This window comes from Burkholderia cepacia, from assembly GCF_001718835.1.
GTDB classification, from domain to species: Bacteria; Pseudomonadota; Gammaproteobacteria; order Burkholderiales; family Burkholderiaceae; genus Burkholderia; species Burkholderia cepacia_F.
In genome coordinates this window covers 1026285-1052571 of record NZ_CP013443.1, presented here as the reverse complement: position 1 = coordinate 1052571, position 26287 = coordinate 1026285, and the positions used below count along the sequence as shown (strand labels likewise).

The window sequence follows — 26287 nt, the reverse complement described above, 5'->3', positions numbered from 1 at the left end:
CGGGCAGGCATCCGCCTGCGTGGCCGCGCGCATCACCGGGCGTTCATCAAGACCAAAAAACGGAGACATCCATGTCCGCATCCCCCCCGACCGTTGCACACGCAACCGGTTCGGCCGGCGCCGTCAGCCACCGGCGCATCGTGTTCGCGAGCTTCATCGGCACCGCGATCGAGTTCTACGATTTCTATGTGTACGCAACGGCCGCCGCGCTCGTCATCGGCCCCGTCTTCTTCCCGCACGGCTCCGCGACCGCACAGGCGCTGTCCGCATTCGTCACGTTCGGCATCGCATTCATCGCGCGCCCGATCGGCTCGTTCCTGTTCGGGCACTTTGGCGACCGCATCGGGCGCAAATCGACGCTCGTCGCGTCGCTGCTCGTGATGGGTGTTTCCACCACCGCGATCGGCTTCGTGCCCGGCTACGACGCTATCGGCACGCTCGCGCCGGTGCTGCTGTGCGTGCTGCGCTTCGGCCAGGGGATCGGCCTCGGCGGCGAATGGGGCGGCGCCGCGCTGCTCGCGACCGAGCATGCACCGCAGGGCAAGCGCGGCTGGTTCGGCATGTTCCCGCAGCTCGGGCCTTCGGTCGGCTTCCTGATGTCGAACGGCCTGTTCTTCGCGCTCGCGTTGTCGCTGTCCGACGAGCAGTTCCGCAGCTGGGGCTGGCGCATCCCGTTCCTGGTCAGCGCGGTGCTCGTCGCGCTCGGCCTGTACGTGCGACTCAAGATCACCGAAACGCCCGCGTTCCAGGCCGCGCTCGATCGCAACGAGCGCGTGCGCGTGCCGGTCGCGACCCTCGTCACGCAACACTGGCAGCCGACGCTGCTCGGCGCGCTCGCGATGGTCGTCTGCTACACGCTGTTCTATATCTCGACGGTGTTTTCGCTGTCGTACGGCGTGTCGGCGCTGCATATTCCGCGCCAGAGCTTCCTCGGCCTGCTGTGTTTCGCGGTCGTGTTCATGGGACTCGCGACGCCGCTGTCCGCGTGGGCATCCGATCGCTTCGGCCGCAAACCGGTACTCGTCGCGGGTGCGATCGCCGCGCTGCTGTCCGGTTTCGCGATGGAACCGCTGCTCGGCAGCGGCTCGATGCCGCTCGTCGCGCTGTTCCTGACGATCGAGCTGTTCCTGATGGGCGTGACGTTCGCGCCGATGGGCGCGCTGCTGCCGGAACTGTTCCCGACCAACGTCCGCTATACGGGCGCGGGGGTCGCGTACAACCTCGGCGGGATCCTCGGCGCGTCGATCGCGCCGTATATCGCGCAACTGCTGGCGGCGCACGGCGGGCTGTCGTGGGTAGGCGGGTATGTGTCGGTTGCGGCGGCCATCAGCCTGATCGGCGTGCTGCTGATGCGCGAAACGCGCGACGCGTCGCTCGTCTGAGGCTCCGGGGCGACCCGGGTTGTGCGGTGGCCGGCGCTGCCTATACTCGATTGCGGGCGCGCCGCCTGCCGCGCCGCCATCGCCACGGAGCCGCCCCCCATGAACATCCGCCTCGGCAATGCCGATCTCGTCCTGATCCTGTCGCTCGCGCTGGGCGGTGCCTTGCTGCTCGCGCTGCGCTTCCGGCCGAAGACGTGGCGCGGCCTCGTGTTCGAGGCGCTGCTGGCGAACGTGGCGGCGATCGCCGCCGTCGTCACGGTCGAGGCGCTGCTCGCCTGAGCGCGCGCCGGCGCCCGGCCGCTCAGGCCGCCGCCTGCGCGTGCATCGGCACGCCGAAAGCCGGACCGACCGAATGGACTGCCTGCAGCGCGTCGTCGACCGACGGCGCGGCGCCCACCTTGCCGATGGACAGGGCATTCGGCGCGCCGCCGATCCCGCAGTGCTCGGGCGACGTCGCGACGAAAATCATCACGGTCGGCCGCTGCAACGCGTGCGCCATGTGTACGAACCCCGTATCGACCCCCACCACGAGCGCAGCCCGGCCAAGCGCCGCGCCGAGTTCGCGCACCGTCATCGCGGGCAGCACGACCGCCCCCGGCGCGCGCGCGGCGATGTCCTGCGCGTCGTCGTGCTCGGCAGCCGATCCCCACGGCAACAGCACGCGCACGCCGCGCGCCATCATCTGCGTGGCGAGCGCGGCCCAGTGATCGGCCGGCCATTTCTTGTCGGGGTTGGACGTCGCATGGAACATCAGCATGAACGGTGCGCCGTCGGTCACAGCGGTCGGCAGGCACGCGTCGTCGGGCGCGACGACCCCGTAATCGGCGGCGCCCTGCGGCGCGTAGCCGAACGCCTCGCCCGCGCTCACGCGCATCCCGTGCCATGCGTCGCAGTCCGGCCGGGGGCCGAAGCGATGCGAATACGCGAAGCGTGCGCCGGTTTCGCCGAGATCCTGCGTCTGGTAGCCGACGCGGCGCGCGGCGCGCGCCAGCACCGAAATGATCGCGCTCTTGTAGACGCCGTGCAGGTCGATCACCGCATCGTAGCGGTGCGCCCGCAGCGCGCCGATCGACGCCGAGATCGCCTTCAGGTCGGCGCCGCCGCGCAGCTTCTTGAACCGCCGCAATGGCGCGCACAACACGTTGCTCACGCCCGGATGCCAGCGCACGACCTCCGCACACGATTCGTCCACCGCCCAGTCGACCGTCACGCCGGGAAAGGCGCGATGCAGGTCCGCGACGACGGGCAGTGTCTGGACGACGTCGCCGAGCGACGTCACTTTCACGATGAGGATGCGTTTCACGTTTATGTTCGAATTGCGAGAGCGGGGAATTTAGGGATACTAGTGAAGCCGGGACGACATGAGGGCTACAATCAACTTACATCTGTAACAAAATGTATCTTCATTGTAACGGCTTGTTAAACACGTCACGGCGCGGGTTCCTTTTTTATAATCGGTCCTTTGCCAGCGGCCGCGCCGATGCAACGTTCCCAGCCATTGTTTCCCGCCCTCACCCGCCGCACCCGGCGCCTGTGGCGCCAGTACGGCGTTTTCTGGCTCGGCGCGATCGTCGTCGGCCTCGCGGCCGTGCTCTACGCGCGACTGATCGACTGGGGCTACGAAAGCTTCCGCACGATGCGCGAGCATGCGCCCTGGCTGCCGCTGCTGCTGACCCCTGCGATCGCAGCCGGCTCGGTCTGGCTGACCCGCCGCTTCTTCCGCGGCGCCGAGGGCAGCGGCATCCCGCAGGTGATCGCGACGCTGCATGCGCGCCCGAGCGCGTTCGGCTCCCGGCTGCTGACGCTGCGCATTCTGTTCGGCAAGGTGCTGGTGTCGTTCCTCGGCATCCTGGGCGGCTTCACGATCGGCCGTGAAGGGCCGACCGTGCAGGTCGGCGCGGCGCTGATGTTCAACCTGCGACGCTTCTACCCGCGCTCGAACGCGCAGATCGAACGTCAACTGGTGCTTGCCGGCGCGGCAGCCGGGCTGTCGGCCGCGTTCAATACGCCGCTTGCCGGGATCGTGTTCGCGATCGAGGAGCTGACACGCAGCTTCTCCGCGCGCGCCAGCGGCGTGCTGATCACCGCGATCATCCTCGCCGGCGTCGTCGCGCTCGGCCTGAACGGCAATTACACGTATTTCGGTACGATCGATGCCGGCCCCCATTTCCCGAAACTGCTGGCGCTCGCCGTGCTGGTCACCGCGATCGTGACGGGGATCGCGGGCGGGCTGTTCTGCTGGCTGCTGCTCAACACGGGGCGCTGGCTGCCCGCGCGACTGCTGGGCCTGTATCGCGAGCGGCCGATCGCGTTCGCCGCGCTGTGCGGCTTCGCGATCGCGGTCGTCGGCCTCGTATCGGGTGGCACGACCTTCGGCAGCGGCTATGCCGAAGCACGCGGCCTGCTCGACGGCAGCCAGCATCTGTCGGTGTTCTACCCGTTCCTGAAAATGGTGTCGATGGTCGCGTCGTACCTGCCGGGCATCCCCGGCGGGATCTTCGCGCCGTCGCTGTCGATCGGCGCCGGGTTCGGCAACCTGCTGCACGTCGTGTTCAGCAACATGAGCCTGCCGATGCTGATCGCACTCGCGATGGTCGGTTATCTGGCGGCCGTCACGCAGTCGCCGATCACGTCGTTCGTGATCGTGATGGAGATGATCAACGGTCACGCGCTCGTGATTTCGCTGATGGCCACCGCGTTGGTGTCGAGCCGCGTATCGCGCTTCTTCGCGCCGCCGCTCTATGAAACGCTCGCGCTGCGCTATCTCGCGCCGCCGGCTGCGGCTGCCACCGCCACGACGGCGCCGGCCCCGGCCCCGGCAACGTCCGGCGTCGTCGCGCCGCAGGATGCGGCGGCCGCCCCCGCCGATCCGCTCGACACGCTGCGCGACGAGAATGGCGACGGGCTTGCCGGCGACGGGCTTGCCGGCGGCGAAGCGACCGGCACCGGTCCGGCTGCCGCCGCGGCGAACCCCGCCGCGACGCAGCCCGGCCCGCGCGACGCTCAGTAGATCACGACGGGTGCCGGCCGGTAGTACACGGGCCGCGCCGGCACGACGATGCACCCGGCCAGCGTGATCGCGACGAGCGCGATGGCGATTGCGGTTCTTTTCATCGCCCGCCTCCATCATGCCCAGTGGCCACGGGTCCAGAACCAGTTCGGACCGCGCTGGTCCCAATGGCCCGGCACCCATTGCATGCCGACGCGCTCGGCCTCCCAGTGGCCGCCGATCCACACGTAGCGGCCATGCTCCCAGTGCCAGTGCCCGCGATCCCACACGTAGCCCACGCGCGCGGCCGGCACGACTTCGTAGCGCACCGGCGGCGGCGCATTCGGCGCGACGACGACGACTTCCTCGGTGCGCACGGCGACCGGCTCGGCGATGACGACTTCGCCCGGCCGGGTGACGACCGGCGTGGCGACGAGAATTTCATCCGCGCGCGCAGCGAGCGGTGCGGCAAGAGCGGACGCGCCCGCAGCCACGGCTGCGAATGCGAGAACGACACGACGAATCGATGAGACAGCCATCACAACCTCCTGGTTGAACAAGTTACGCGAGCGTATTCGTTCAATGCGGGAGGACCGATAACGGCCGACAGACGCCGTGTTACGGCGTGCCCGAAAGTGCAACAGGGCGTAAGACGCGCACGGCGGCAGGGGCCGCCGCGCGGAACGGGAACAACGCGGGTCAGGCCTGCGGGATCTCGATCTTCACTTCGAGGACCTCGAGATCGTCCTGGCGCTCGAGGCTCACGCGGATGTCGTCGTTCGAAATATGGACGTACTTCGAGATGACCGCGACCAGCTCCTTCTGCAGCGCCGGCAGGTAATCGGCCGGCGGGCGGCCGCCGACGCGCTCGTGCGCGATGATGAGCTGCAGGCGCTCCTTCGCGACCGATGCGGACTTCTTCTTCTCGCCGAGGAGAAACGAAAGGATGGACATTGGCGGCCTCCGTTACTTGCTGCCGAAGAGGCGCTGCAGCAGGCCCGGCTTCTGGTAATCGGTGAAGCGCAGCGGCTTGTCTTCGCCGAGGAAGCGCGCGACGACGTCCTTGTACGCTTCCGCCACGTCGGTGCCGTCGATATGCACGGCCGGCAGGCCCTGGTTCGACGCGTGCAGCACGGCTTCCGACTCGGGCACCACGCCGATCAGCTTGATGCGCAGGATCTCGCTGATGTCCTCGAGCGACAGCATCTCGCCCTCGCTGACGCGCTTCGGGCTGTAGCGCGTGATCAGCAGGTGTTCCTTGATCGGATCCTTGCCTTCGGTCGCACGCTTCGTCTTCGACGACAGGATGCCGAGAATGCGGTCGGAGTCGCGCACCGACGACACTTCCGGGTTCGTGACGATCAGCGCTTCATCCGCGAAGTACATCGCGTGCAGCGCGCCCGCCTCGATGCCGGCCGGCGAATCGCAGACGATGTATTCGAAGTCCATCGCGGCGAGGTCGTTCAGCACCTTCTCGACGCCTTCGCGCGTGAGCGCATCCTTGTCGCGCGTCTGCGACGCCGGCAGGATGAACAGGTTCTCGCACTTCTTGTCCTTGATCAGCGCCTGGTTCAGGTTCGCTTCGCCCTGGATCACGTTCACGAGGTCGTACACCACGCGGCGCTCGCAGCCCATGATGAGATCGAGGTTGCGCAGGCCGACGTCGAAGTCGATCACGGCCGTCTTGTGGCCGCGCAGCGCGAGACCGGACGCAAAGCTCGCGCTCGTCGTCGTCTTGCCCACGCCGCCCTTGCCCGAGGTCACCACGATGATTTTTGCCATTTACCCAATACCCTGTGTTCGTCAATGAGAGCCGATCGATCCGGAGCGCACCGCGTGTATTACGTCAGGCGCAGCGGTTCGATCATCAGTTTTTCCTCTTCGAGCCGGATCTGCACCGCTTTCCCCAGTACGTCGGCGGGCAACGGGTTCTCGGTTGTTCGATAGATACCCGCGATCGAAATCAGTTCCGGCTCGAGACACGTGCAGAAAATGCGCGCGTCGTGATTGCCGTGCACGCCCGCGAGTGCGCGGCCGCGCAACGGCGCGTAGATGTGGATGTTGCCTTCCGCGATGATTTCCGCGCCGTGACTGACCGGCGCGAGCACCACGAGGTCTCCTTTCGCGTAAATCTGCTGCCCCGAACGCAACGGCCGGTCGATCACGAGCGTCTGGCCGCCGGCCTGCGGCTGCACCGGCTCGGGTGCAGCGGCCGGAACGGCCGCCGCCTCGACGGCAGGCGCAGCGTCCGTGTCGCCCGCGCCCTTCGCCGACGGCACGCGACGGTCGCGCGCCTCGAGCAACGGCAGGCCGGCTTCCCCCGCCCAGCCCTGCGTGGCCAGCGCGACGACACCCACCGGGCGCATCCGCACGTCGTTCAGCATCTGGCGGATGTCCGCCAGCGCGACGCGTTCGCCGTCCGCCAGGCGGCGGACGTCGATCGCGACGACATCGTCGGCGAAAAACTCGGGAGTCGCTTCGAAGCGCTTGACCAGTTCGGTACGCAACGCATCGAGATCGGTCGTCTTCACGGTGAACAGCAACGTATCGACCGATCCGCTGCGCAGCTCGAAGAATGGCGATTTTTTAAGCGACATGGACACTCTGCAAAAATTTTTTGCGTATTTTACAGGCGTCCACGCGCGCGGCCATTATTTTTGGGCGTCGTGCAACAGGCGTCGTGCAACAGGCATCACGCCGCTGGTGTCGGGAATCGGGTGTCGGGCCGCCGCGGCCCGGATGGGAGGGAAGGCGCGCCGATGCGCGCGAATCGCCGGAGAACCGCAATCGTGCGCGCCGGTCCGAGGCCGGGCCCGCCTCGCGGGCGCGGCCCGTCGGTCAGTGCTTCACCTGCGACACGTACAGCGATTTCATCGCGCCGGGCATCCGCGCGATCGGCGCGTGTTCGCCGGTGTTGCCGAAACCCGCGCGCTCGTAGAAGCGGATCGCGTTGCGGTTCGCATCGGCAATCCACGCGTAGACGTCCTGGGCGCCGCGCTCGGCGAGCCACGCGCTCGCGGTGTCGACGAGCAGCAGCCCGCCGCGCAGATGACGCACCGCGTGCGCAACCCACAGCTCGCTGACGAACGCACGCCGATCGGGCGTATTGTCGAAATACGCACCGATCATGCCGGCCGGATGGCCTTCGGTATACAGCAGGAAAGTCGTCGACTCGTCGGACACGGCGCGCTGCGCGGCAATCGCCGACGCTGCGTCCGCTTCGACGGTCAGCAATTCGGCCTCCGGCGCTTCGCCGGGCGCGTAGGGCTCGCGCAGCGATGCGGCGCGGAGTTCGCGATACACGCCGCCCTGGTCGGCAACGATACGACGAACGGTCAAGGTCGAACTCATGCAGGCACAGCCCCCTTCGGACAGCAAGCTACTAGCTTCAACCGAAAGCGGGGCATGAGTCAAATCGTAATTTTCAAATGGCAGCGCGAATCGAAAGGCAACAGGCGTTGCGGACGCCCTCCGGCGCCGCCGCCCGCACGTTGCTGTGCAGGTGCAGCATCGCCGCTGCACGCCCGGCCGCGCACGTTGACCGCCGGCTCGCCGCTCGCCCGCACCCGGCGCGCCACCTTGGCGGACAGGACCAAACGCGCGCGGACCGGCATGCAAGCCGTCGCTGCCGCGCTGCCCGCGCGCCGCGGCGACGACCGGAAATCAAACGAAAACCGCCTCGCGCCGGCGATTCCTATTGCATCGCAACATTTGTTGCGCGGCCCGCACGCGCTGCGTGCGCACAGCCGCCGCCGCGGTTTCGTCTGACGATCGCACGGCCTCGCCGGCGCCGCGCGCGAAGTGCCGGCCCGTTTCAATCGGCGCGCGACCGCCCTTCCCCGGATGCGCCGGCGGAACCCCGCCGTTTGGAGCGTCCTGCCTAGCGCGGGGGTTTGGAAAAGTGCGCGCATGGGTCGTATAACAGGCAGAACCGGGCCACGACCCGGCGCCGCGCACGCCCATGCGGCGCGGACCAACGAGCGGATTCAAGCAAGGAGGGAGACAATGGCAATGACCGACGGATCGGCTTCGGGCTGGTCGGATGGCAAGCGTTACCTGTGGCTGCTCGGCGCGCTGACGATCACGCTGCCGATCCTCGCCGCCCAGCTCGCGCTGTCGACGGGCCTGCATGTGTTCTGGTGGTTCGGCCCGCTGTTCGCGTTCGGCGTGATCCCGATCCTCGACACGCTGATCGGCGACGATCGCGACAATCCGCCCGAGGCCGTCGTGCCGCACCTCGAACGGGAGCGCTACTACCGGCTGATCGTCTATCTCGCGACCCTCGTCGAATACGTCGCGTTCTTCGCGTGCGTATGGATCGTCGGCACGCACGCGCTCGCCTGGTACGACTACGTCGGCTTCGCGCTGTCGCTCGGCGCCGCGACGGGCATCTCGATCAATACCGCGCATGAACTCGGGCACAAGACCGACCGCTTCGAGCGCTGGCTCGCGAAGATCACGCTCGCGCCGGTCGCATACGGCCATTTCTACGTCGAGCACAATCGCGGCCACCATGTCCGTGTCGCGACGGCCGAGGATCCGGCGAGCGCGCGCTACGGCGAATCGTTCTGGGCGTTCCTGCCGCGCACCGTGACCGGCAGCATCCGCTCCGCGTGGCGGCTCGAGAAGGCCCGCCTCGAACGGCTCGGGCATTCGCCGTGGACCTGGCGCAACGAGGTGCTGCACGCGTGGGCGATGACCGTCGTCGTGTGGGGCATCGCGATCGCGATGGCCGGCAAGGTCGTGATCCCGTTCCTCGTGATCCAGGCCGTCTACGGCGCGTCGCTGCTCGAAGTCGTGAACTACGTCGAGCACTACGGGCTCGGCCGCCGCAAGCTGCCGAACGGCCGTTACGAACGCTGCACGCCGCAGCATTCGTGGAACAGCAATCACGTCGTCACCAACCTGTTCCTCTACCAGTTGCAGCGGCACGCCGACCATCATGCGAATCCGACGCGCTCGTACCAGGCGCTGCGCCATTTCGACGATTCGCCGCAACTGCCGGCCGGCTACGCGACGATGATCCTGTTCGCGTACGTGCCGCCGCTCTGGTATCGCGTGATGAATCCGCGTGTGGTCGCGCACTACGGCGGCAACATGGCTCAGTCGAACATCAAGCCGTCGATCCGGGAGAAAGTTCTCTCGCAGTACGGCGCGGCGGCCTGAGCCCCTCCGTCGACGCGTTGCACGCGACGGTGCGGCTTGCCGCGCCGCCGCACGCTCAGGCCGCCGCCGTTTCCGGCAGCCTGAACACGGCGACCGCATGCCGCAGCGCGCTCGCCTGCTCGGCCAGCGCCTGCGTCGCGGCCGATGCCTGCTCGACGAGCGCCGCGTTGCGCTGCGTCGCCTCGTCCATCTGCGTGACCGCGATATTCACCTGCTGGATGCCGCCGCTCTGCTCCTGCGACGCGGACGAGATCTCGCCGACGATCGTCGTGACGCGCTGCACCGCGCCGACGATCTCGTGAATCGACTCGCCCGCACGGCCGATCAGCACGGCGCCCTCGTCGACCCGCTGCGTCGACTGCTCGATGAGCCCCTTGATCTCCTTCGCGGCGGCGGCGCTGCGCTGCGCGAGCGTCCGCACTTCCGCCGCGACGACCGCGAAGCCGCGCCCCTGCTCGCCCGCGCGCGCCGCCTCGACCGCTGCGTTCAGCGCGAGGATGTTGGTCTGGAACGCAATGCCGTCGATCACCGCGATGATCTCGCCGACCTTGGCCGAGCTGTCGGCGATGCCGTTCATCGTGCCGACCGCATCCGACATCACGCCGCCGCCTGCCGCCGCGATGTTCGATGCGTCGTGCGCCAGCTGCGCCGCGTGCTGCGCGTGCTCGGCCGACTGCCGCACTGCGCCCGTCAGCTGCTCCATGCTCGCCGCGGTTTCCTCGAGCGACGCGGCCTGTGCCTCGGTACGCGCCGACAGGTCGTGATTGCCCGACGCGATCTGTGCGCTCGCCGTCGCGACGGCTTCGGCGTGCGTACGCACTTCGAGCACGACACCCGACAGGCTCGCCTGCATCGTCCGCAACGCGCGCAGCAGATCGGCGATCTCGTCGCGGCCGGCCGCGTCGACGTCGCGCGTCAGGTCGCCCTCGGCGACGGCCTGCGCGCACGCGACCGCACGGTCGAGCGGACGCAGGATCGCGCGGCTGAACAGGAACGCACCGACCATCGCGACGCCGAGCACGACCAGCATCAGCACGAGGCTCGCGATCGTCGCATGCTGCGCATCGCGCCCCGCGCGCTCGGACACCGCCGCGCTCTCGTCGGCAATCGACTTCGCGGCCCGCTCCAGCAGCGCCGCGGGTTCGCGGTCGACGCCCGCCACGGCGGCGTCGCCGGCCGACGGCTCGAAGCCGGCCGCCTTGAACGCGTCGAACCCGCGCCGGTAACCCTCGCCCATCGCCGTATGCGCACGCATGAACTGCTCGACGAGCGAGCGGCTCTCGCCGGGCGGCAACTGATGAACGAGCTGCGCGGCGAGCGTATCGACCGTGCGCTCGCGCGTCTGGAACGCCTGCCAGTACTGGTCGAGTTTCGCGGGCTGCTTGCCGCGCAACAGCGTGTCCTTCCATTCCTGGACTTGCAGCTTGAACTGCACGAGCGTGGCCGACACGAGCCGTTCGTCGCCGACGTTCGTCTGCACGTCGTCGGCAAACGTATCGATCGAACGATTGAGAATGTGGATGCCGTACAGCGCGCCACCGAACATCAGCAGCAGCGCGACGGCGAATGCGAGGGGAATCTTGTAGCTCAGCTTCATGGGACCTTGAATCGACAGAGAGGGAGCGGCGTCGCGGCACGGACGCCTATTTGTCGAAACCTGTTAACGGCGGGCAAGCCGGCGGCTTAAAGTAGACGAAAGCGATTGGCCGGGGGTATTGCTTCGCGTGCAAGTGGACGAACGGGTGGGGGGCGACTGGCTGTCGCTTCGGTTGGATGGTGGTGGACTGCGAGCAGGCAGCGTTCGCCGCAAGGCCTGCGCGCGCCGGCCCAGGTCGGGAACGACGCGCTGTTTTCACCCATCGCTCAACCGCCGTCCTGCCCAGACTCTTTTTCCGGATAAGACGGGGAGGCACTGGATATCCGGCCCTTGATGTATTGAACGCGCGCACGGTATGCCTCGGTGAGGCAAGGGCTGTTCGCACACTTGTTCCTGACGTTTCTGATCCAGTTGATCTGGTCTTTCCTGACCGGATTCTGATACGAAATTTCCTTCGACTCGACCAGCTGCATCGCGACAAATCCACGGGTCACCATCTCGTCGAGCTTCACGAGATCAGGATCGGCGCAAACAAGACGCTCGACAGTCGTCCGGGCCTTCGAGCAATCAAAGCTCCGTTCCGCGTTCATGGGAGGATGCGTCTCGCGCTGGAACGCATACATCCACGCTCCGCTCGCCAGAACGAGATCGTCTGCCGACTTGTAAATCGTCGCGAATCGCAAACCCGAGCAAAGCGGCATATTCGCGTCCCCAAGCAGATAGATTTCATTCATAGGCTTGCGATTCATATGAAATTTATCGCTCAGGAATGCCTCGAACGCATCAAGCGACCCAAAGGCGTGTGCAATGACCGGATCGAGAATCATCAATACTGCAACGCGCTTGAATTCCTTCATGATCTCGACCACGTGACTCAATCGTTCTCATCGTTCGGATACGATGGGTAACTGTCCGACACCTTGCCCTTGATATAGCTGATTCGTGACGAATACGCCTTCAGCAGACAATCCACCGTCGTGCATTTGTTTCTTACGCCGGAAACCCATTTGATCTGATCCATCCGGACAGGATCCTGATAAGAGATTTCCTTCGAGTATTTCGTCTGCATCAGGACAAATCCGTGATTGACGTCGGCATCCATCTTCCGCAGCTTGGGATCGCCGCAGATCAGGCGCTCCACGTCGGATCTCGCCGCTCCACAATCGAACCCCTTGCTCGCGTCCCTGAAGCGATGCTTCTCGAGCGTGAACACATAGATGAAGGGTCCATCCAGCAACACGAACTCGGAATTCGACGCATATATCCTCGCGAAGCGGAGCGCAGTACAGCTCGGCGATGTCGCGTCCTGCAGCAGGTACATCGTCGCCCAGCCATTCGCATTGATGCGGAACTTGTCCCCGAGGAATTCATTCAGCTTTCGAGCATTCCCGAGCGGCGCCGAGTCAAACGAGAATGGTGCCTGTTTTTTTATTTTCACGCCGCACTCATCCTGCGTCGAGCCGTCATAGCTCAAATAGAACGAATCCCCCCTCAGCGCGAGAACGCTGGAATATGCCGGATTGACGGGCAGTTCGATGTTCGGCTGCACTGCCGAGCCGACGCTGTATATCCTCGCGACACCGGTCAGGCGATAAGTGCTCTGCGCAGCGGCACCGAGCGCATGAAAAAGCAGCCCGATAACCAGCATCAACCTGAATGCCCTTCTCATCATTGACAACCTCCGGTGAAGACGGAACCAGGCCGGGTCGAATCGAGACGATGCGCAATTCGATGGTGCGACTGCGCATGCACCGATCAGGGAAGGAGTACCGTGCGATCAGATCGGCACAAACGAAAAACCCCTTGATCCTTCCGGATCAAGGGGCTTCGTATTTTGGCGGAGAGGGTGTCTGCCCAATCGACCTCCAATGGAATCCACCAGAATCCAAACACAATCCAATAAATCAAACACTTGCATCGTCCAAGCATCCAATTTACGCTTATACGATCCAACCCCATCCAACGCTATGCGATGGGCTGATTGATGGGCTAAAAATCGATGCTAACCGACAAGCAAGCCAAAGCACTCAAGCCAACCGACAAACCGGTCTTCGACGGAAAAGTAACCGGACTACTGCTCTCCCCAACGAAGTCGGGCTGCAAATGGATCTTACGTTTCACCAGCCCCGTGACCCGCAAGCGCCGGGACGCAGGACTCGGCACCTATCCAGAAGTCTCCATCGCTGAGGCTCGGGACAAAGCGCTTGCCATGCGCAAGCTCATCGATAACGGAGAAGATCCGATCGACCAGCGCAACCGAGATCGAGAAGCTGCCGCTGTAGTCGCTGCCGCCCTTACGTTCGAGAAAGCCGCACGCCAAGTGCACGAAGAATTAAAGCCCGGCTGGAAAAATGAGAAGCACTCCGCGCAATGGATCAGCACGCTCGAAACCTACGTCTTCCCCAAGCTTGGCAATCGCAAGCTCGACGCGATCAGTCCCGGCGACTGCGCAGACGTCCTGCGCGCGATCTGGCTGACCAAGGCTGAGACGGCAAGTCGCACTCGCCAACGCATGCACGCTGTCATGCAGTGGGCGTGGGCGCATGGTCATATCGCGGCAAATCCCGTCTCAGTCGTCGATCACATCCTCCCCAAACAGTCGACCAAAGCGGAGCATCAACCCGCAATGCCGTGGCGCCAAGTCCCCAAATTCGTCGCAAGCCACCTCGCAAAACACGAGCTTACGGATAGCACTCGTGCCGCCCTACTCTTCCTGATACTTACCGCGGCCCGAAGTGGTGAGGTCCGCGGTGCGACGTGGGATGAGTTTGATCTCTTGAAACGCGTTTGGATCATCCCCGCTGCACGCATGAAAGCAAAGGAACCGCATCGCGTCCCGCTGTCTGAAAAGGCGCTGGAACTCATCAAGACTCTCAGTCAGCGTCAACTGCACGAAACACTCGTCTTTCCCTCACCGCGCGAAAAAGTACTGAGCGACATGGCCCTAACCGCTCTTCTCCGCCGCGTAAAAGCCGAAAGTGATACATCCGGCCGCGTCGCGACCGCTCACGGCTTCCGTTCCAGTTTCCGTGATTGGGCCAGCGAACACGGCTATGCCCGTGATCTCGCCGAACGCGCACTGGCTCACGCCGTTAAAAATCAGGTCGAGGCCGCGTATCACCGCACCGACCTACTGGAACAACGGCGCCCTCTCATGGAAGCATGGGCGCAGCACGCCTGCTCCGCCTGATCTGCTCACACCAAGAATGGGACATAAGAGCTACGGGCACGAACAGCCCGTAGCTCTTGCCGCGTCAGAAACACGTAGGCGCTTCGCCAGTCCATATTCACACCCAACGACACGTGAACTCTTTACGCCATCACGGGAAATTGTGAGGATTCTCGAATACTTCCCACTGTGCCCCGTCGTATCGGGCTAGCCTTCGAGACGCTAACACCCATAAAACACCGTCCTTCGCTTCCACGGTCGCTACATTGTCCAAGGAGAACTTGTCGCTAACCATCAACCTTTGTGGACCGTTTTCATCGAGCTCATAGATTCCGTCGCCGGCACCGATGAAGAGCCGATCGTTAAACCACGCTAGCGAATAAAAGTCTGTACTGAGGCTCTTCCGGGCCACTGCACTGAAGCCAGCCTGAAAGTTGCCTTTTAGCAAGGTCCCTTTGCTTCCAGCGATCCAAACGCTATCCACTGAGACAGGTAGGACGCAATTGAGATGAGCCGCTGTTGCTTTCGGCAATTTTATCCAGCTCGCACCATCAAAAAATGCCATGTATCCATCATTACCGACGACGTAGATTGATTTTTCATCGAGGCCGTTGATGTCAACGAGACCGATCGTTTCATCGGTAGATTTAGTCAATGCCGCAAGTAGCTCGTTTGGATCTTCGATGCCACCAATGTCAACCTTTTTCTGGAGGAGCTGAGCATCAATATGTGCCCAGTCAGTAGGGCCGCGCTTATAGACTTGGCCACCATATCCACAAACATAAAGGTGATCGCCAATTTCTCGAATACGAGTAACGTATCCGTAGTTAGCCGACGCCGGCGCCGGCGCCAGACCGGCATCTGCAATTTTTTCGATTACCGAGCCCTCTCGACTGTAACTTTCGACGTCCCCCTGCTCGCTCAGTGCGTAGACCTTGCGAACACTATTGGGACCGGGTTCTGGGTAACAGGTCGACACGACACGCCACGCAGGAAGGTCATGGTAAAACCATTTGTCTGTCGTTTGACCTTGATAGAACACCATCCGCGAAACAGGAGTGTCTTCCGTAGACTCTAACTCGTCCAAAGTGCTGGACAGATAGAACATGTCTCGATTAATCGCGCAACCAGTACCGAATGTCAACTTGGTTTTTTGCTTTGCCATAAGAAATCGTCCTCAGAAGTCCCCTGCACCAGTCTTCATCTGTTCGGCAAAATCCTTCAATTCCATACCCTTAGTTAATCCACCAGTAGGATCGGCCCGGACCTTGAAGTTGGGCCCCATTCCCTTTGATTGATGGTACGCTCGAAGCTCAGCCATGATTAAAGCTGGATTACATTTTGTTACTGCTGCGACCGACGCTGCTCCTGCCGCCTCTAGTTTCCACAATTCAGTCGTACCAGGCGGATTGCCCTTCAAGCCCAACGCCAACTCTGCTGCATCGTACAATGCGTGCGCCTTACCATGCTCAGTTGTCGGGGTACGATCCTTGCCCTCTAAGCAGATCACCAAACCGTCGCCTTCGGAAATGCCTCCAGGAATCTGACGACGCTCAGATCCTCTACGCGCGCCCGGCAGACGAAACGCTCGGTCTGCCACGACATGGTGTCCGGTCTTCCCTTCCGCTTTGCAGGTATCCGGATGGTAAGGACGAAGGTTGCAGCGCCCCTTGCCTTTGACCTTGCCGCCGTCTTTCCCACCATTCGATGCGGCTTCTTTCTCCGCTTTCTCGGCGGCTTCTTTCTCGGCTTTTTTGGCGGCTTGCTCCGCGGCCTGTTTAGCTTCCTGCTCCGCCAATTGTTTGGCCTCTTTCTCGGCCAGTACTTTCGCCTCTTGCTTTGCGACTTGCTCAGCGGCCTCCTTTGCCCCCAGTTTAGCTACGCCTTTCGCCCCGTATTTGACAGCTTTGCCCGCTGTACCCAAGCCCGGCACAAGGTCGGCAACAGCCGAGCCGCCGGATATTGCAGCTTGCGCGTAATCGCCTTCCGCTGCGTAAATCAATCCGTTTGCACCGTCAAACACTGCACCGACTTCCGGGATAGCCCCAAGGACATCCAGTCCAGTATGAACGTAGCCCACTGCCTGACTGAACCACCCCGCTTCCGCCGGCGTTTCGGCCACGACCGGTGGATTGGCCGACGACGCAGCGACATTCGACATGGCTGCTTGTCCGTAGAGCCTACCGACAGTATTGCCTTTATCACCCACGATGCGCTCCCCGACTTATTTTTTGCTCATCTGCTCCCGGACCTTCGCCGGCGGATCGGGAGGAAATTTCGCCCCTTTCTCGATCATCAGCGTGCGCAGGCGCTCGAATTTTTCCAAGCGCTCCTTGCCCTCGGGCGACAACCCTTGTGCGGGGGGCGTCTGTGTCGTTCTGACCGGTTGTCCCTCCTTATCCAACGAAATGTCGGTGACCGTAGCCTGCTTGGCCTCCGGTTGCAGTGCGTCGATGTCTTTCTGCACGGAGTAGGCCACGCTCACGCCGTTCGTCGTATGGGCGTTGACATCGGCACCATGCTCAACGAGAAAAATCGCAATGTCCGGCTTGCCGACGTCGAGCGCGGAATCCAGTGCGGTCCCGCCAATGCTGTCGCGATGATTGATGTTTGCGTGATGTTCGACTAACAGCTTTACTCGCTCCATCGCGCCGTTGCCTTCCATGGCCCGCTGCAACAGACTCGTGCCATCGCTATCGACCGTGTCCGGCGACAAGCCGCCATCGAGCATCGCTTTCAGGTACCGAGTATCTTCATTGGTGATCGCGAAGTACATCGCACTGCCCAGGCCCTCCGCGATCTGGGTGTCCGGCTTCGAGCCGTGCGCGATCAGTTCACTAATCGCAGGGAAATTCTTGGTCGAGATAGCGAACCAGAGCAATGTCATCTCTTGTCGCCCAGGCTTGTTCACGTCGATCCCGGACAACGCCGATTTCAATTGAGCAACATCGCCATCGCTAATCGCCTTGGCAGCAGACAGATAGCTGCCGTCAAAATACTTGCTGGGTGAATTCGAGCTCATATTGCATCCACTTACGATGATTACTAGTGCGGAGACAGCGGCTACGGCCATCCACCGCCAACGCGCCGCGTGCTTCACCCTTCGGGCCGGCGAAGTTGTCGTGTTGGTCCTCAAGGACGAGTCTCCTGGACAATCGTGGCCTGGTCGGCTGCTTTTTGTGCTTCGATGCCGTCGATGACCTGATTCATGCCGTGGCGCTCAACCGCCCCACCCGTTCCAGGAAGGATGTGCGGCGTACCGACCGCTGTAGGCATCATGCCGTGACTACCCTCCTGAACCTTCGTCAGGATCTCCCCTTCGACACGGTACGCCTGAATATCAGACGCCACCGGTGTCCCGCCATAGCGCGCTACCGTCGCCGGATTGAGGCCTGCTGAGTTGAACGTGGTCGCAGCCAATCCACTTGCGCGCGATGCGGCGGAACCCATGCCACCACCGAGCGAATGCCCCACAATGTCCACATCTGTTCCGCTGTTCTGAAGCGCTCGACCGATCTTGACGGCACGATCGTAATAAGCAGAATTCTTGTTCGCCCCTTGGGCTAGGTTGTTAGCCCAATCGGACCATTTCGTCTTGTCCGTTCCCTGAAAGACCACCTGTGTTTTGAAGTCATTTCCGAAAACTGCGGGATCGGGTTCGTAGACCTGCGCACGAAAGTTTGTTCCCGGTATCGAAAAATCGTTGGGCTTCAACTTGAACTGGGCCAGCTTCGCGGGGTCGCTGCTGACGTTCTTCCATCCCTCTGGCGCCGCTTGCTCCGGGTGGTATACGTTCTCCGCCAAGCGCGCCTTTTCGACCGCCGTATTGTTTTGCTCGAAGCGATTTGCCGCCGCTTCGAGTTTGCTTCGCTCCGATCCCGGTGGCATTGAAGCAGCTTTCTCCCGTGCCTCGGCGATTTGTGCTTTTCGACCTCGCCAACGGGCGGCCTTTGCATCCTTCCCGACGTAATTGCCGTTCATCCAGAACTGGTCGCTGTGACGCACGACCATCTTGCTTTCGACCCGGACAGTCTTGCTATGGTCGATCGGCCAGCATTTGGCACCGACGGTTCCACTTTCGACGCCATGCGCCACGCCGGCCTGATCCCCGATCGTCTCCGGCGCGAAACTCGAATCGAACCGGACGATCGGATTGCCGTTCGCAAACACCGTCTTCGACGTCATCTGACTGTCGCCCAGGCTCGCCGTGACCGGATACGGAACGGGTGGCGTGCTGCTCCCCATAGGGGTTTTGCATACGTCAGGCATCGTCGACACGATGGTCCACTGGCCATCCTTGCGGGCCATTACGTTGTCTGCCACGCGTCCTCCGGTTCGCTCGTTGTTTTCAAGGCGGCCATTCGCAACAGAGGCGCATGCCGATCGAGTTCGAAACGTGCCTCACACACGCGTACCGCCGGCTGCAACGGAAAAACCGCTCTCCACGTCGCCGATACACGCATGTCCTCCGTATCGATCAAGAGCGTGTCGAGCTTCATCTCGAGCGGCACGATTTCCCCGCTATTGAAGCGAAGCGCCACAAGCGCGCGATGTCCGGGAAGGTGGGCACGCAGAAATCCTGCCCGCGTGTGCTCCGGCAACGCGAGATTGGCAAGCTCAAAGGCGAGTCCGGGTGCGGGCCATTCGATCTGCTGGTCTGCTGGCGCACCATTCCAATAACGGAAGTCGTGATCCATCGGATGGTACGGCCATCTCGTCTTATGCCATGTCTCGTCGTAAGTCCCGGCAAACTGCAAACGCGGCGTCCAGGCGCGACCGACAACACCCAACCCGACAGGCGTCATCGCGTAGCTCGCGGCGACCTCTTTCATCTGCTTGGTATCCAGCCCCGAAGCCGAGTGCTCGGCAACGTCGAGACTGGTTGTTGGAATGTCCCATGCCTCGATCTGAGGCGCCGGAATCTCGGCAATCTTCGGCAACGGTACTGGAATCGATGACGCGCACGGCGAGGCGACGACCGACTTATGAGTCGCCCGATCGAGGAAACGCTTCTCCACCCATCCGCGGCCCAGCGGGTTGGTGAAGCAGACTTCGTTCAGTTCAAGTTCCGCGCTCGCTCCCGTTGCACCCGGCGCAAGGGCAACGAGGCTCGCTCCACCGTACGCCTGCTCCCAGCGCACCGGCACCGCTGTCGTCGGTTGAGGATCACCGAGCTTCCACCCTCGCCAGCCCTTCGTAAATGAGCGCGGCCCCGTTACGCGAAGTCCTTTGTCGATGACCATCGTGCCGGCATCGAAGACCCGTACGCGAGCGGGCCACGAAGAAGCTGGCGTGCCATGCGGGGCGTGCGCCGTCGCGCGGACCAGGACATCGCACTTCGGCTTGAACGGCGCAAGATCGCTCTCCCATTTCACACTGCCCGTGCCCGTCTCGCCTTCGTATTCGTCGGCCATCGCCAACGGAACGGCATCTTCGCCGCTCAGCAGCACGCAACGATGCGTATCGCCATCGGGATCGAGCGATTGCATCGGCTCAAGCCGATACCCCGCCTTGAGCGCCACGACGTGAATTTCGTTCCCGGGCACGTCGACGGCATTGAACGCCATCGCATGCAAGGGCGTGAGGTTACGGAACTCCATAGTCGTGGCGCTCAGTTCAGGTCCACGGTCTTGCCGTCTACCTTCACGGCATCCGAACCGAGAATGTCAATGCTCGTGCCACTGATCGTGATGTGGCCGCTGCTTTCAAGAACGATCGACGCCTTACCGGTTCGCAGCTCAATGCGATCGCCGGCCGTCACCGTATAGGTCTTGCCCACCATCGTGGTCTTCGAGAGACCAACTTCTTCGGCACTCGCGAGGCCAGCCGCGGTGTTGATCGCGCCGGCTACCGTGACGGTGTACGCGCCGCCCACGGTCAGCGCCTTCGCGAGGCCGACTGTTTCGGTTGCAGTCAGCGCGATCAGAACGTTCTCCATTCCCTTGATCGTCTCGTCGCGGTTGCCGCCGACCGTCAGCGTCTCGTTGTTGCCGACGGTCTCCGTGCGATCCACTCCAATGTTGATGGTCTCGTTGTTATCGACCGTCTCGGTTCGGTCGTGGCCGACGTGCACCGTTTCGTCGTGGTCGATGTTCTTCGTACGATCGTTACCGACCCAGTGCGACTCGTCGTGCTCGACCTCGATGCGCTGATCCTTCTCGGCGTGCAGCCAGACCTCTTCCTCGCCCTTCTTATCCTCGAAGCGAATCGCATTGGCCGTGTTGACGTTACCGGTCTTGGTCGAACGGGTCAGAATCCCGCTCTGTGTCGCGTTAGCTGGCAACGCCCACGGCGGCATGTTCTGGGAGTTGTAAACGCGCGACGTCACAAGGGGACGGTCTGGATTTCCGTCCAGGAAACTCACGACCACCTCATCCCCGATTCGCGGAATCTGAATCATCCCGAAACCGCTGCCCGCCCACGGCTGGCTCACGCGCACCCAGCAGGAGCTCCCTTGGTCGCGCTTGCCGAGACGATCCCAGTGGAACTGCACCTTCACACGACCGAGACTATCCGTATAAATCTCCTCGCCTTTCGGACCTACGACGATCGCCGTCTGCGGCCCGACGATCGTCGGACGCTCGCCCTCGAACGCCGGACGGTACGGAATTTTCTTGCGAATGCAGGTGAAGCTGCACGAATACGCCGAACTCCCCTCACCGGGCTCATAGTTGTTCGTGCCGGTGTGTGACACAGTCAGCAACAGGAATTGCCGGTCTTCCTGTTTGGTACTGGCGTGATCGTAGTGATCGTCCAACTCGAAGTATCGGCACGGCATCATCCGTCGCCCCGTCGTCACCCCGACGAACGTCTTGCTGTGTGCAGCCAGCGCTTCCGTCCGAAAGCGCGCGAGCTCTTCGCCCCGGTCACTGTCAGCGAAACCATGCTCGCCGAGGTAGTCGTAGATCTCGTAGGACGGTACGTCGCCTTGATTGACTTCCGTTCCACCCGACACGAATCGCCGGGCATGGGGAATTTTGTAGTCGAAGGTCTTCAGTCCGACCGTATCCGGTGCAAGCTGACGCTGCGCTTGAAATGACGTGATGACGGCAAGATTGTCCATCGCCTCGCCCTGGTTGTATTGCAGCGATGGACTGCGCCCGTCGATCGGCTTTGCGGTCACCGAGTTATCGGCGATGATCAGCTTGTGCCCATCCTTCGCATGCTCGAAGTAATAGAACATGCCATCCTCTCGCATCAACCGTTCGACAAAGGCTAGATCGGTTTCCCTGTACTGGGTGCAATAGCTGCGATTCTTCGTTCCCTTCGAGAGCCGGAACTCGAACGACGCGAGCTTGCCGTACTCTCGAAACACGCGCGAGAGAATCGCCTCTGTGTTCTCTTCCTGAAAGATCCGAATGTCCTGCCGGCGAGAAAGCATCCAGAGCCACGGCAGGATCGTTGCGCTGTACATCGCAAAACCACCATCGGTATCGAGATGCGAAAACGCTGCAACGTATCCGTGGAAGTAACGCTCATCGGAACTGGCGAGCGCATCGGTCAACTGCAACGTGATTGTCACCGGTTGGCCGATCAGCTTCTTCAGCTCGATATTCTTGTCTTGCGACGCGAGCCGGACATGCATCTCGAAATTATGAGATAACCCCTCGGTACAATGAAAATCGACAAGGACTAGATCCGACCGACCTTTCAATGGCGTTTCAATTGTAAACAGGCGATTGCTTTGGAGCTGGAAGAAGCTCGCAATTTCTGACATTTGCATATCTAGCCTCGGAATCTCTCAGCGGAGGGGGCGGTTTTTGTTGGGCGCGGCTATTCTAATATGCCTGCGAGCAATGTGGATAAGATATCCTCCCAAAAAGTGGGGACCGATTATTGTGGATTATTGAATATTTGCAGCGAATGGACCACCTGCTATCACATTACGAACGTGAAGTCGGACTGCTTGCACGTAGTCTGGCGGACTTTGCTCGACGCTTTCCGAAGATTGCAGCACGCCTCGGCATCACTGGCGGCCACGTCGAAGATCCGCACGTCGACCGAATGGCACAGACGTTCGCGTTGCTCGCCGCTCGTGTCGATGCGAAGCTTGATGACGATTACCCGCAATTCACCGAGGCACTTCTCGAAATTGCCTATCCTCAGTACCTGCGCACGGTCCCGTCATGCGCGGTTGCCGCGTTCGACCCGTCGGTTCTGTTCAGTCAGCTTACTGAACCGCTAACGATAACGCGCGGCACGATGCTGGACGCCAATGTCGCACCGTGCCGCTTCCGTACAGTCTACGACGCCACGTTGTCGCCGTTGCGTATTCACTCGGCACGCTATTCACCAGCGACGCTTGCGCCAGCTGCAGCGCGCATCCCGGCAGAAGTGACGGGGATCATTTCGATTACCTTTACAAGCGAATCCGCGTCGCAAGCATTCGATGACGCCATTCCGTCCGCCCCAGTGCGGGTACATCTGTCCGGAGAGCGGCCGCTCGTCGCCGCGCTTTCCGATACGCTGTTGCTTCGTGCATCGGCCGCCTACGTTGAGGTGGACGAAAGCGGACGCTGGACCCGCTTGTCGAAAGTCCCCATTGAGCCGGCCGGATTTGCCGATGGCGAGCGATTGTTGCCGAACGAAGACGATACAAGCGCACAATCGTTCCGGCATCTGATCGAGTATTTTGCCTTCCCCGAGAAGTTTGATTTCGTCGACATCGACCTGGGTCGAATGCGTCGCGCCGCGCGCGCCGAAGCAGCTCGACGACTGACGCTTCACATTGCCGTGCAAGGCACCGCCCATGATTCCGGCGCCGCTCAGATCTTGGCAACGCTGAGCACCAGCACATTCCGATTGTTTTGCACGCCGGTCGTCAACGTGTTCGAACGCTCGGCTACACCAATCCAGCTAACCAGTCGTGATGCCACATATCCGATCACTCCGATCCCGTTGGCAACCGGCATTCCGCTGAACGTCTATTCGGTTGAAGCCGTCTATCTGGGCGAGCGGACGAAATCGGACGAAGACAAGGCCCTCATCGCTTCACGTGCGAAGCCCCGCACACAGGTGTGGCCATATCGTGGATTCAGTCATGCGCGGCCGACGGATTCGTCCGCCATCTATTGGTTGACCTACCGAGATCCGGAAGCTGCGCCGGACAGAGCACTTGCGGAATCGCAACTGGCGTTGGTCGACCTAAAAGGTCAAACCGCTCATCCGCGACACCCTCAGGTCGATGTCGATGTACTGGCAACCAACGGAGAAATGCCATCCCGATTACCGGTCGGTGCGCCGGATAGCGATCTTCTGTACGAGGGTTCGGCACTCGCGTGCCCGATCATGCTGCTCTCTCGCCCAACCTTGCCGGCAGCCTTGCAGCGGGGCGGTGCGCTTTGGCGCGTCCTGTCGGCACTGGCGCCGCATCCGCTCGACCTGACGCGGATCGGACTACCCGCCTTGAAGGAATTTCTCCGTTTCCATGCCCCGCGTTCCAGCGTGGTTGCTCAACGTTGCATCGACGCGATCGTATCCCTGGACTACAAACCGGCGATCAAGTGGATGTCTCTCGACAACCAGTTCCCGTCATTTGTTCGCGGTGTGGAGATCCTGCTTTCGTTCTCCGAGGCTGCGACACGAGATGTCAGCCTGCATCGGTTCTCGGCTGTTATGGACGGGTTCTTCGGCCCGTACTCTCAGTCAAACAGCTACGTTCAACTCGTCGTGTTATCGGCCGAGAGCGGCAAGGAGCTTTTGCGGTGCGTGCCGCAGCCTGGCACGCAACCGTTGGTCTAGCTCAGTGAACATATCCGGCAAGTATCCCGATACTTCCCCCAGCCTGGAAGCCCACCGTTTGTCCACGCATGAACAACACGGCCGGAGCCTCGGAAATTGCTCGTTGGAGCAGCCAACTGAAGCCGGGGTTTGATAGCCCGGCTGCCATCAATGCGGGATTCATGCCGAGCAACATCGCATCACCCGCCCAGCCATAGAGCGCCGACAGCGACCCGTCGACATAAATCGTTCCGCCCTGAAAGTCCGATCGCGACAGCTCTGTTCCACGAAACGCGCTCGTCATGTAGATGCTGCCGTAGCTCGGGAAGTCCAACGTGGAGCCCGCCGCCCCGACGCTACGGCCTCGGATCGGCGGCAACTTGAGTTCGGGAATCGTGAACTTCGGCAACTTGATTTTCGGTACCTTCAGGCCCACACCGATACCGACACCGACACCACCGTAGTAGAAGCTCTGATCGTGCTTCTGAGGGTCAGTCAGCACAATCGTGCCCCCCGTGGCCATCACGATCTCAACGCTCAGGCCTCCGCCTGCTCCGGTGTTATAGGTCCACTTGCTCAGCCTCAGAAATGACATGCTCGCGCCCCAATGATCTGGTTATTGTCGTGAGGGAAGGTTGATCAACCCGCAAACGATGAAGCCCAATCCGAAGGCAGCGAAAAAGACCGCATTCCCCCAGATCGCATCAAACCGATCGATCCTCGCAGTCGGAATCGGATTCTCAGCGAGATAACGCACCTGCGGTCGATCGCCGACAGCCATTTTCGACACGATCCCGCCCTGCGGATACGACACGTGTTCGCCGGCCTTCGTCACGAACTCGATTTCCGGGTGATAGCCGCCCGCGTTCAACTTCACCACTTCGCCCGGCACCATGATCGACGTTCGCATGAATTCACGCGTCAGCTGAACGTTTATCGCCGCTGCAATCAAAAAGCCGACTCCGATCACGACAAAGGCTACGGCCTTGTACATAAATGTGCTCGCTCGTTCGTCAAATAGCAGTCGGGATGATACACAACGCGAGTCCCGCACATGGGACTATCCCACGGTATCCCGCCCACCCAAGAGATTACAAACCAAGCTTGTCGGAGCGCACAATCGTCGGCCCAACAAAAATGACTTTGCGCAACGACGATTGCGGGCCGTGCGGCTGCATCTTGAAATGCGGACGACGCCAGTGCGGACTCTTTTCGTGATGCGTTGCGCCAGCCTCACTGCCGTCCGCACCGATCGGCTCCCAATCCAGAACTGCTGGCCCCACGATATGTCGATCGTACAAGTACTCGATCTCCGCGAGTCGTTCTCGACGTTTGCGCTGCCCCAGTCCCTTGAACTCCCTCGGTGCCCGACTATAGGCAAGATCGGCTTCGACATGCGCATCCGGAAGCTTCAGATACAACATCAGTTTTACGACGTAGTCGAAAACCTGCTGCCAGTAGAAAAGAGCCTTCTCGCGCCTCTCTGGAGCACATTGGTTATTTAGATCTTCGAGTATCTGTTTGACCGTGCGATCAGGCTTATCCAGCGGATAGGTGACCAATTGCGTACGAAAGTCACCGCTGCTGAATTCCTGCCAGGTCACCATCGTCAACTGATCAACAGTCGTCGTCCCTGATTCGAGCCTACGCCGGAACAATGCAATCGCGCAGATACCATCGTCTTTGTATCCTTGCCACGCAGAATTGGGAATGATGCAAAGCGCCGGCGCCGGAAATTCAACCAGACCGATCGGTACGTCGTCCGCAATATACGCTCCGTCCAGCAATCGATGGAGTGCGGCGGTCGGTTCGTACATCGCACCATTGCTGGCATGGTAGATCTGCCAGGTCAGGCTGCGGCGGGCGTTTTCCAGATCCTGCGGGTCCAGGCCGGCTGCCAATGAGCGAACACAGGTCGTCACGAATCTCGGAAATTCGTCGAAGAGCCTGTCTATTGGGTACGCGGCCAGCATCGCCTGGAAATCGAACTGCCAAATCTTCTGCGCCTCCAGTCTGACGCGATCCCATGCATCCAAGGCTCCTGCGGCCCGATAACGAACTGGCGGCGGCAACCGAGCATAGTCCGGTTTATCTGCCGCGGACGTATCCCTCAGCGCCGCCTGTACGGACATTGCAAGAAACGCTTCGGGATTGTGAAAGACAAATTGACGGCCTGGGTCCACTTGGGCGCCTCAATGCATGCGTATTCAGCTCGAAACGATGGGGACTAGGATAGCAAATCTCCGGCCGGACGCTTTTGTCAC

At 62.0% G+C, this 26287-nt stretch carries 25 protein-coding genes; 7 read left to right on the top strand and 18 right to left on the bottom strand.

Translation table 11 applies throughout. The features are described 5' to 3' along the window. Positions 1-71 precede the first annotated feature (71 nt). Together WT26_RS08245 and WT26_RS08240 are read left to right on the top strand one after the other, a co-directional pair. On the top strand, positions 72-1382 hold the full coding sequence (locus tag WT26_RS08245; RefSeq protein WP_059667432.1) for an MFS transporter: 1311 nt from the start codon (positions 72-74) through the stop codon (positions 1380-1382). A 99-nt stretch (positions 1383-1481) separates the two neighbouring features. Further along, a complete protein-coding gene (locus WT26_RS08240; protein ID WP_069272578.1) occupies positions 1482-1661 on the top strand; it encodes a hypothetical protein in 180 nt (59 codons plus the stop codon). Positions 1662-1683: 22 nt separating this feature from the next. On the opposite strand, the gene waaC is transcribed toward WT26_RS08240, so the two are convergent. Then, on the bottom strand, positions 1684-2685 hold the full coding sequence (gene waaC / locus WT26_RS08235) for a lipopolysaccharide heptosyltransferase I (protein WP_069272577.1): 1002 nt from the start codon (positions 2683-2685) through the stop codon (positions 1684-1686). A gap of 177 nt (positions 2686-2862) precedes the next feature. Between waaC and WT26_RS08230 the strand changes: the two genes are divergently transcribed. Beyond that, positions 2863-4392 (top strand): chloride channel protein, encoded by a 1530-nt coding sequence (locus tag WT26_RS08230; RefSeq protein WP_069272576.1) that lies wholly within the window; start codon positions 2863-2865, stop codon positions 4390-4392. 116 nt (positions 4393-4508) lie between these two features. Here WT26_RS08230 and WT26_RS08225 read toward each other — a convergent pair whose 3' ends face one another. The 5 genes from WT26_RS08225 to WT26_RS08205 all read right to left on the bottom strand — a co-directional run bounded on the left by WT26_RS08225 (position 4509) and on the right by WT26_RS08205 (position 7806). Beyond that, positions 4509-4910: a YXWGXW repeat-containing protein gene (locus WT26_RS08225; protein ID WP_069272575.1), complete on the bottom strand. Its 402-nt coding sequence runs from the start codon at positions 4908-4910 to the stop codon at positions 4509-4511. Between the two features lie 160 nt (positions 4911-5070). After that, positions 5071-5325 carry a cell division topological specificity factor MinE gene (gene minE / locus WT26_RS08220; protein ID WP_006486661.1) on the bottom strand — a complete coding sequence of 85 codons (255 nt, stop codon included), beginning with the start codon at positions 5323-5325 and terminating at the stop codon, positions 5071-5073. A gap of 12 nt (positions 5326-5337) precedes the next feature. Continuing rightward, positions 5338-6153 carry a septum site-determining protein MinD gene (gene minD / locus WT26_RS08215; protein ID WP_042978309.1) on the bottom strand — a complete coding sequence of 272 codons (816 nt, stop codon included), beginning with the start codon at positions 6151-6153 and terminating at the stop codon, positions 5338-5340. 59 nt (positions 6154-6212) lie between these two features. After that, positions 6213-6968, bottom strand: coding sequence for a septum site-determining protein MinC (gene minC / locus WT26_RS08210; RefSeq protein WP_069272574.1), 756 nt, complete (start codon positions 6966-6968; stop codon positions 6213-6215). Between the two features lie 241 nt (positions 6969-7209). Further along, the gene (locus WT26_RS08205) at positions 7210-7806 is read right to left on the bottom strand and encodes a GNAT family N-acetyltransferase (RefSeq protein ID WP_335622460.1); all 597 of its coding nucleotides are present in this window, start codon (positions 7804-7806) and stop codon (positions 7210-7212) included. Between the two features lie 102 nt (positions 7807-7908). Between WT26_RS08205 and WT26_RS38360 the strand changes: the two genes are divergently transcribed. Together WT26_RS38360 and WT26_RS08195 are read left to right on the top strand one after the other, a co-directional pair. After that, entirely contained in the window at positions 7909-8139 is a 231-nt protein-coding gene (locus WT26_RS38360) for a hypothetical protein (protein WP_059946974.1), read from the top strand. Between the two features lie 237 nt (positions 8140-8376). Continuing rightward, complete coding sequence (locus tag WT26_RS08195; RefSeq protein ID WP_069272573.1) at positions 8377-9537, top strand: alkane 1-monooxygenase; 1161 nt, start codon at positions 8377-8379, stop codon at positions 9535-9537. A 55-nt stretch (positions 9538-9592) separates the two neighbouring features. On the opposite strand, the gene WT26_RS08190 is transcribed toward WT26_RS08195, so the two are convergent. From WT26_RS08190 to WT26_RS08180, 3 genes are all read right to left on the bottom strand, one after another. After that, positions 9593-11134 (bottom strand): methyl-accepting chemotaxis protein, encoded by a 1542-nt coding sequence (locus WT26_RS08190; protein WP_069272572.1) that lies wholly within the window; start codon positions 11132-11134, stop codon positions 9593-9595. Positions 11135-11400: 266 nt separating this feature from the next. Beyond that, on the bottom strand, positions 11401-12003 hold the full coding sequence (locus WT26_RS08185) for a lysozyme inhibitor LprI family protein (protein ID WP_069269976.1): 603 nt from the start codon (positions 12001-12003) through the stop codon (positions 11401-11403). Between the two features lie 5 nt (positions 12004-12008). Further along, positions 12009-12806 carry a lysozyme inhibitor LprI family protein gene (locus tag WT26_RS08180; protein WP_059953839.1) on the bottom strand — a complete coding sequence of 266 codons (798 nt, stop codon included), beginning with the start codon at positions 12804-12806 and terminating at the stop codon, positions 12009-12011. Positions 12807-13133: 327 nt separating this feature from the next. Between WT26_RS08180 and WT26_RS08175 the strand changes: the two genes are divergently transcribed. Beyond that, positions 13134-14324: a tyrosine-type recombinase/integrase gene (locus WT26_RS08175; RefSeq protein WP_069272571.1), complete on the top strand. Its 1191-nt coding sequence runs from the start codon at positions 13134-13136 to the stop codon at positions 14322-14324. Positions 14325-14454: 130 nt separating this feature from the next. Here the strand turns inward: WT26_RS08175 and WT26_RS37210 are convergent, their stop codons facing one another. The 6 genes from WT26_RS37210 to WT26_RS08145 form a co-directional block, all read right to left on the bottom strand. Then, complete coding sequence (locus WT26_RS37210) at positions 14455-15468, bottom strand: hypothetical protein (RefSeq protein ID WP_155123086.1); 1014 nt, start codon at positions 15466-15468, stop codon at positions 14455-14457. 12 nt (positions 15469-15480) lie between these two features. Next, complete coding sequence (locus WT26_RS37205) at positions 15481-16512, bottom strand: hypothetical protein (RefSeq protein WP_155774638.1); 1032 nt, start codon at positions 16510-16512, stop codon at positions 15481-15483. Between the two features lie 15 nt (positions 16513-16527). Next, positions 16528-17325, bottom strand: coding sequence for an ankyrin repeat domain-containing protein (locus tag WT26_RS08160; RefSeq protein ID WP_069269971.1), 798 nt, complete (start codon positions 17323-17325; stop codon positions 16528-16530). Between the two features lie 110 nt (positions 17326-17435). Continuing rightward, positions 17436-18626 carry a PAAR-like domain-containing protein gene (locus WT26_RS08155; RefSeq protein WP_063893166.1) on the bottom strand — a complete coding sequence of 397 codons (1191 nt, stop codon included), beginning with the start codon at positions 18624-18626 and terminating at the stop codon, positions 17436-17438. Then, the gene (locus WT26_RS08150) at positions 18611-19903 is read right to left on the bottom strand and encodes a DUF2169 family type VI secretion system accessory protein (protein ID WP_069269970.1); all 1293 of its coding nucleotides are present in this window, start codon (positions 19901-19903) and stop codon (positions 18611-18613) included. Before WT26_RS08150 ends, WT26_RS08155 begins: the two co-directional genes overlap by 16 nt. A gap of 11 nt (positions 19904-19914) precedes the next feature. Beyond that, positions 19915-22026, bottom strand: a complete 2112-nt coding sequence (locus WT26_RS08145) for a type VI secretion system Vgr family protein (protein ID WP_069272569.1) — start codon at positions 22024-22026, stop codon at positions 19915-19917. A gap of 140 nt (positions 22027-22166) precedes the next feature. Here WT26_RS08145 and tssF point away from each other — a divergent pair, with 140 nt between their 5' ends. Beyond that, positions 22167-24044, top strand: coding sequence for a type VI secretion system baseplate subunit TssF (tssF, locus tag WT26_RS08140; RefSeq protein ID WP_069272568.1), 1878 nt, complete (start codon positions 22167-22169; stop codon positions 24042-24044). Between the two features lies 1 nt (position 24045). Here tssF and WT26_RS08135 read toward each other — a convergent pair whose 3' ends face one another. From WT26_RS08135 to WT26_RS08125, 3 genes are all read right to left on the bottom strand, one after another. Continuing rightward, positions 24046-24618, bottom strand: coding sequence for a hypothetical protein (locus WT26_RS08135; protein WP_069272567.1), 573 nt, complete (start codon positions 24616-24618; stop codon positions 24046-24048). A gap of 21 nt (positions 24619-24639) precedes the next feature. Next, entirely contained in the window at positions 24640-25017 is a 378-nt protein-coding gene (locus WT26_RS08130) for a DUF3592 domain-containing protein (protein WP_059806606.1), read from the bottom strand. A 97-nt stretch (positions 25018-25114) separates the two neighbouring features. Then, positions 25115-26206 (bottom strand): hypothetical protein, encoded by a 1092-nt coding sequence (locus WT26_RS08125; protein ID WP_069269967.1) that lies wholly within the window; start codon positions 26204-26206, stop codon positions 25115-25117. Between the last annotated feature and the right edge of the window lie 81 nt (positions 26207-26287).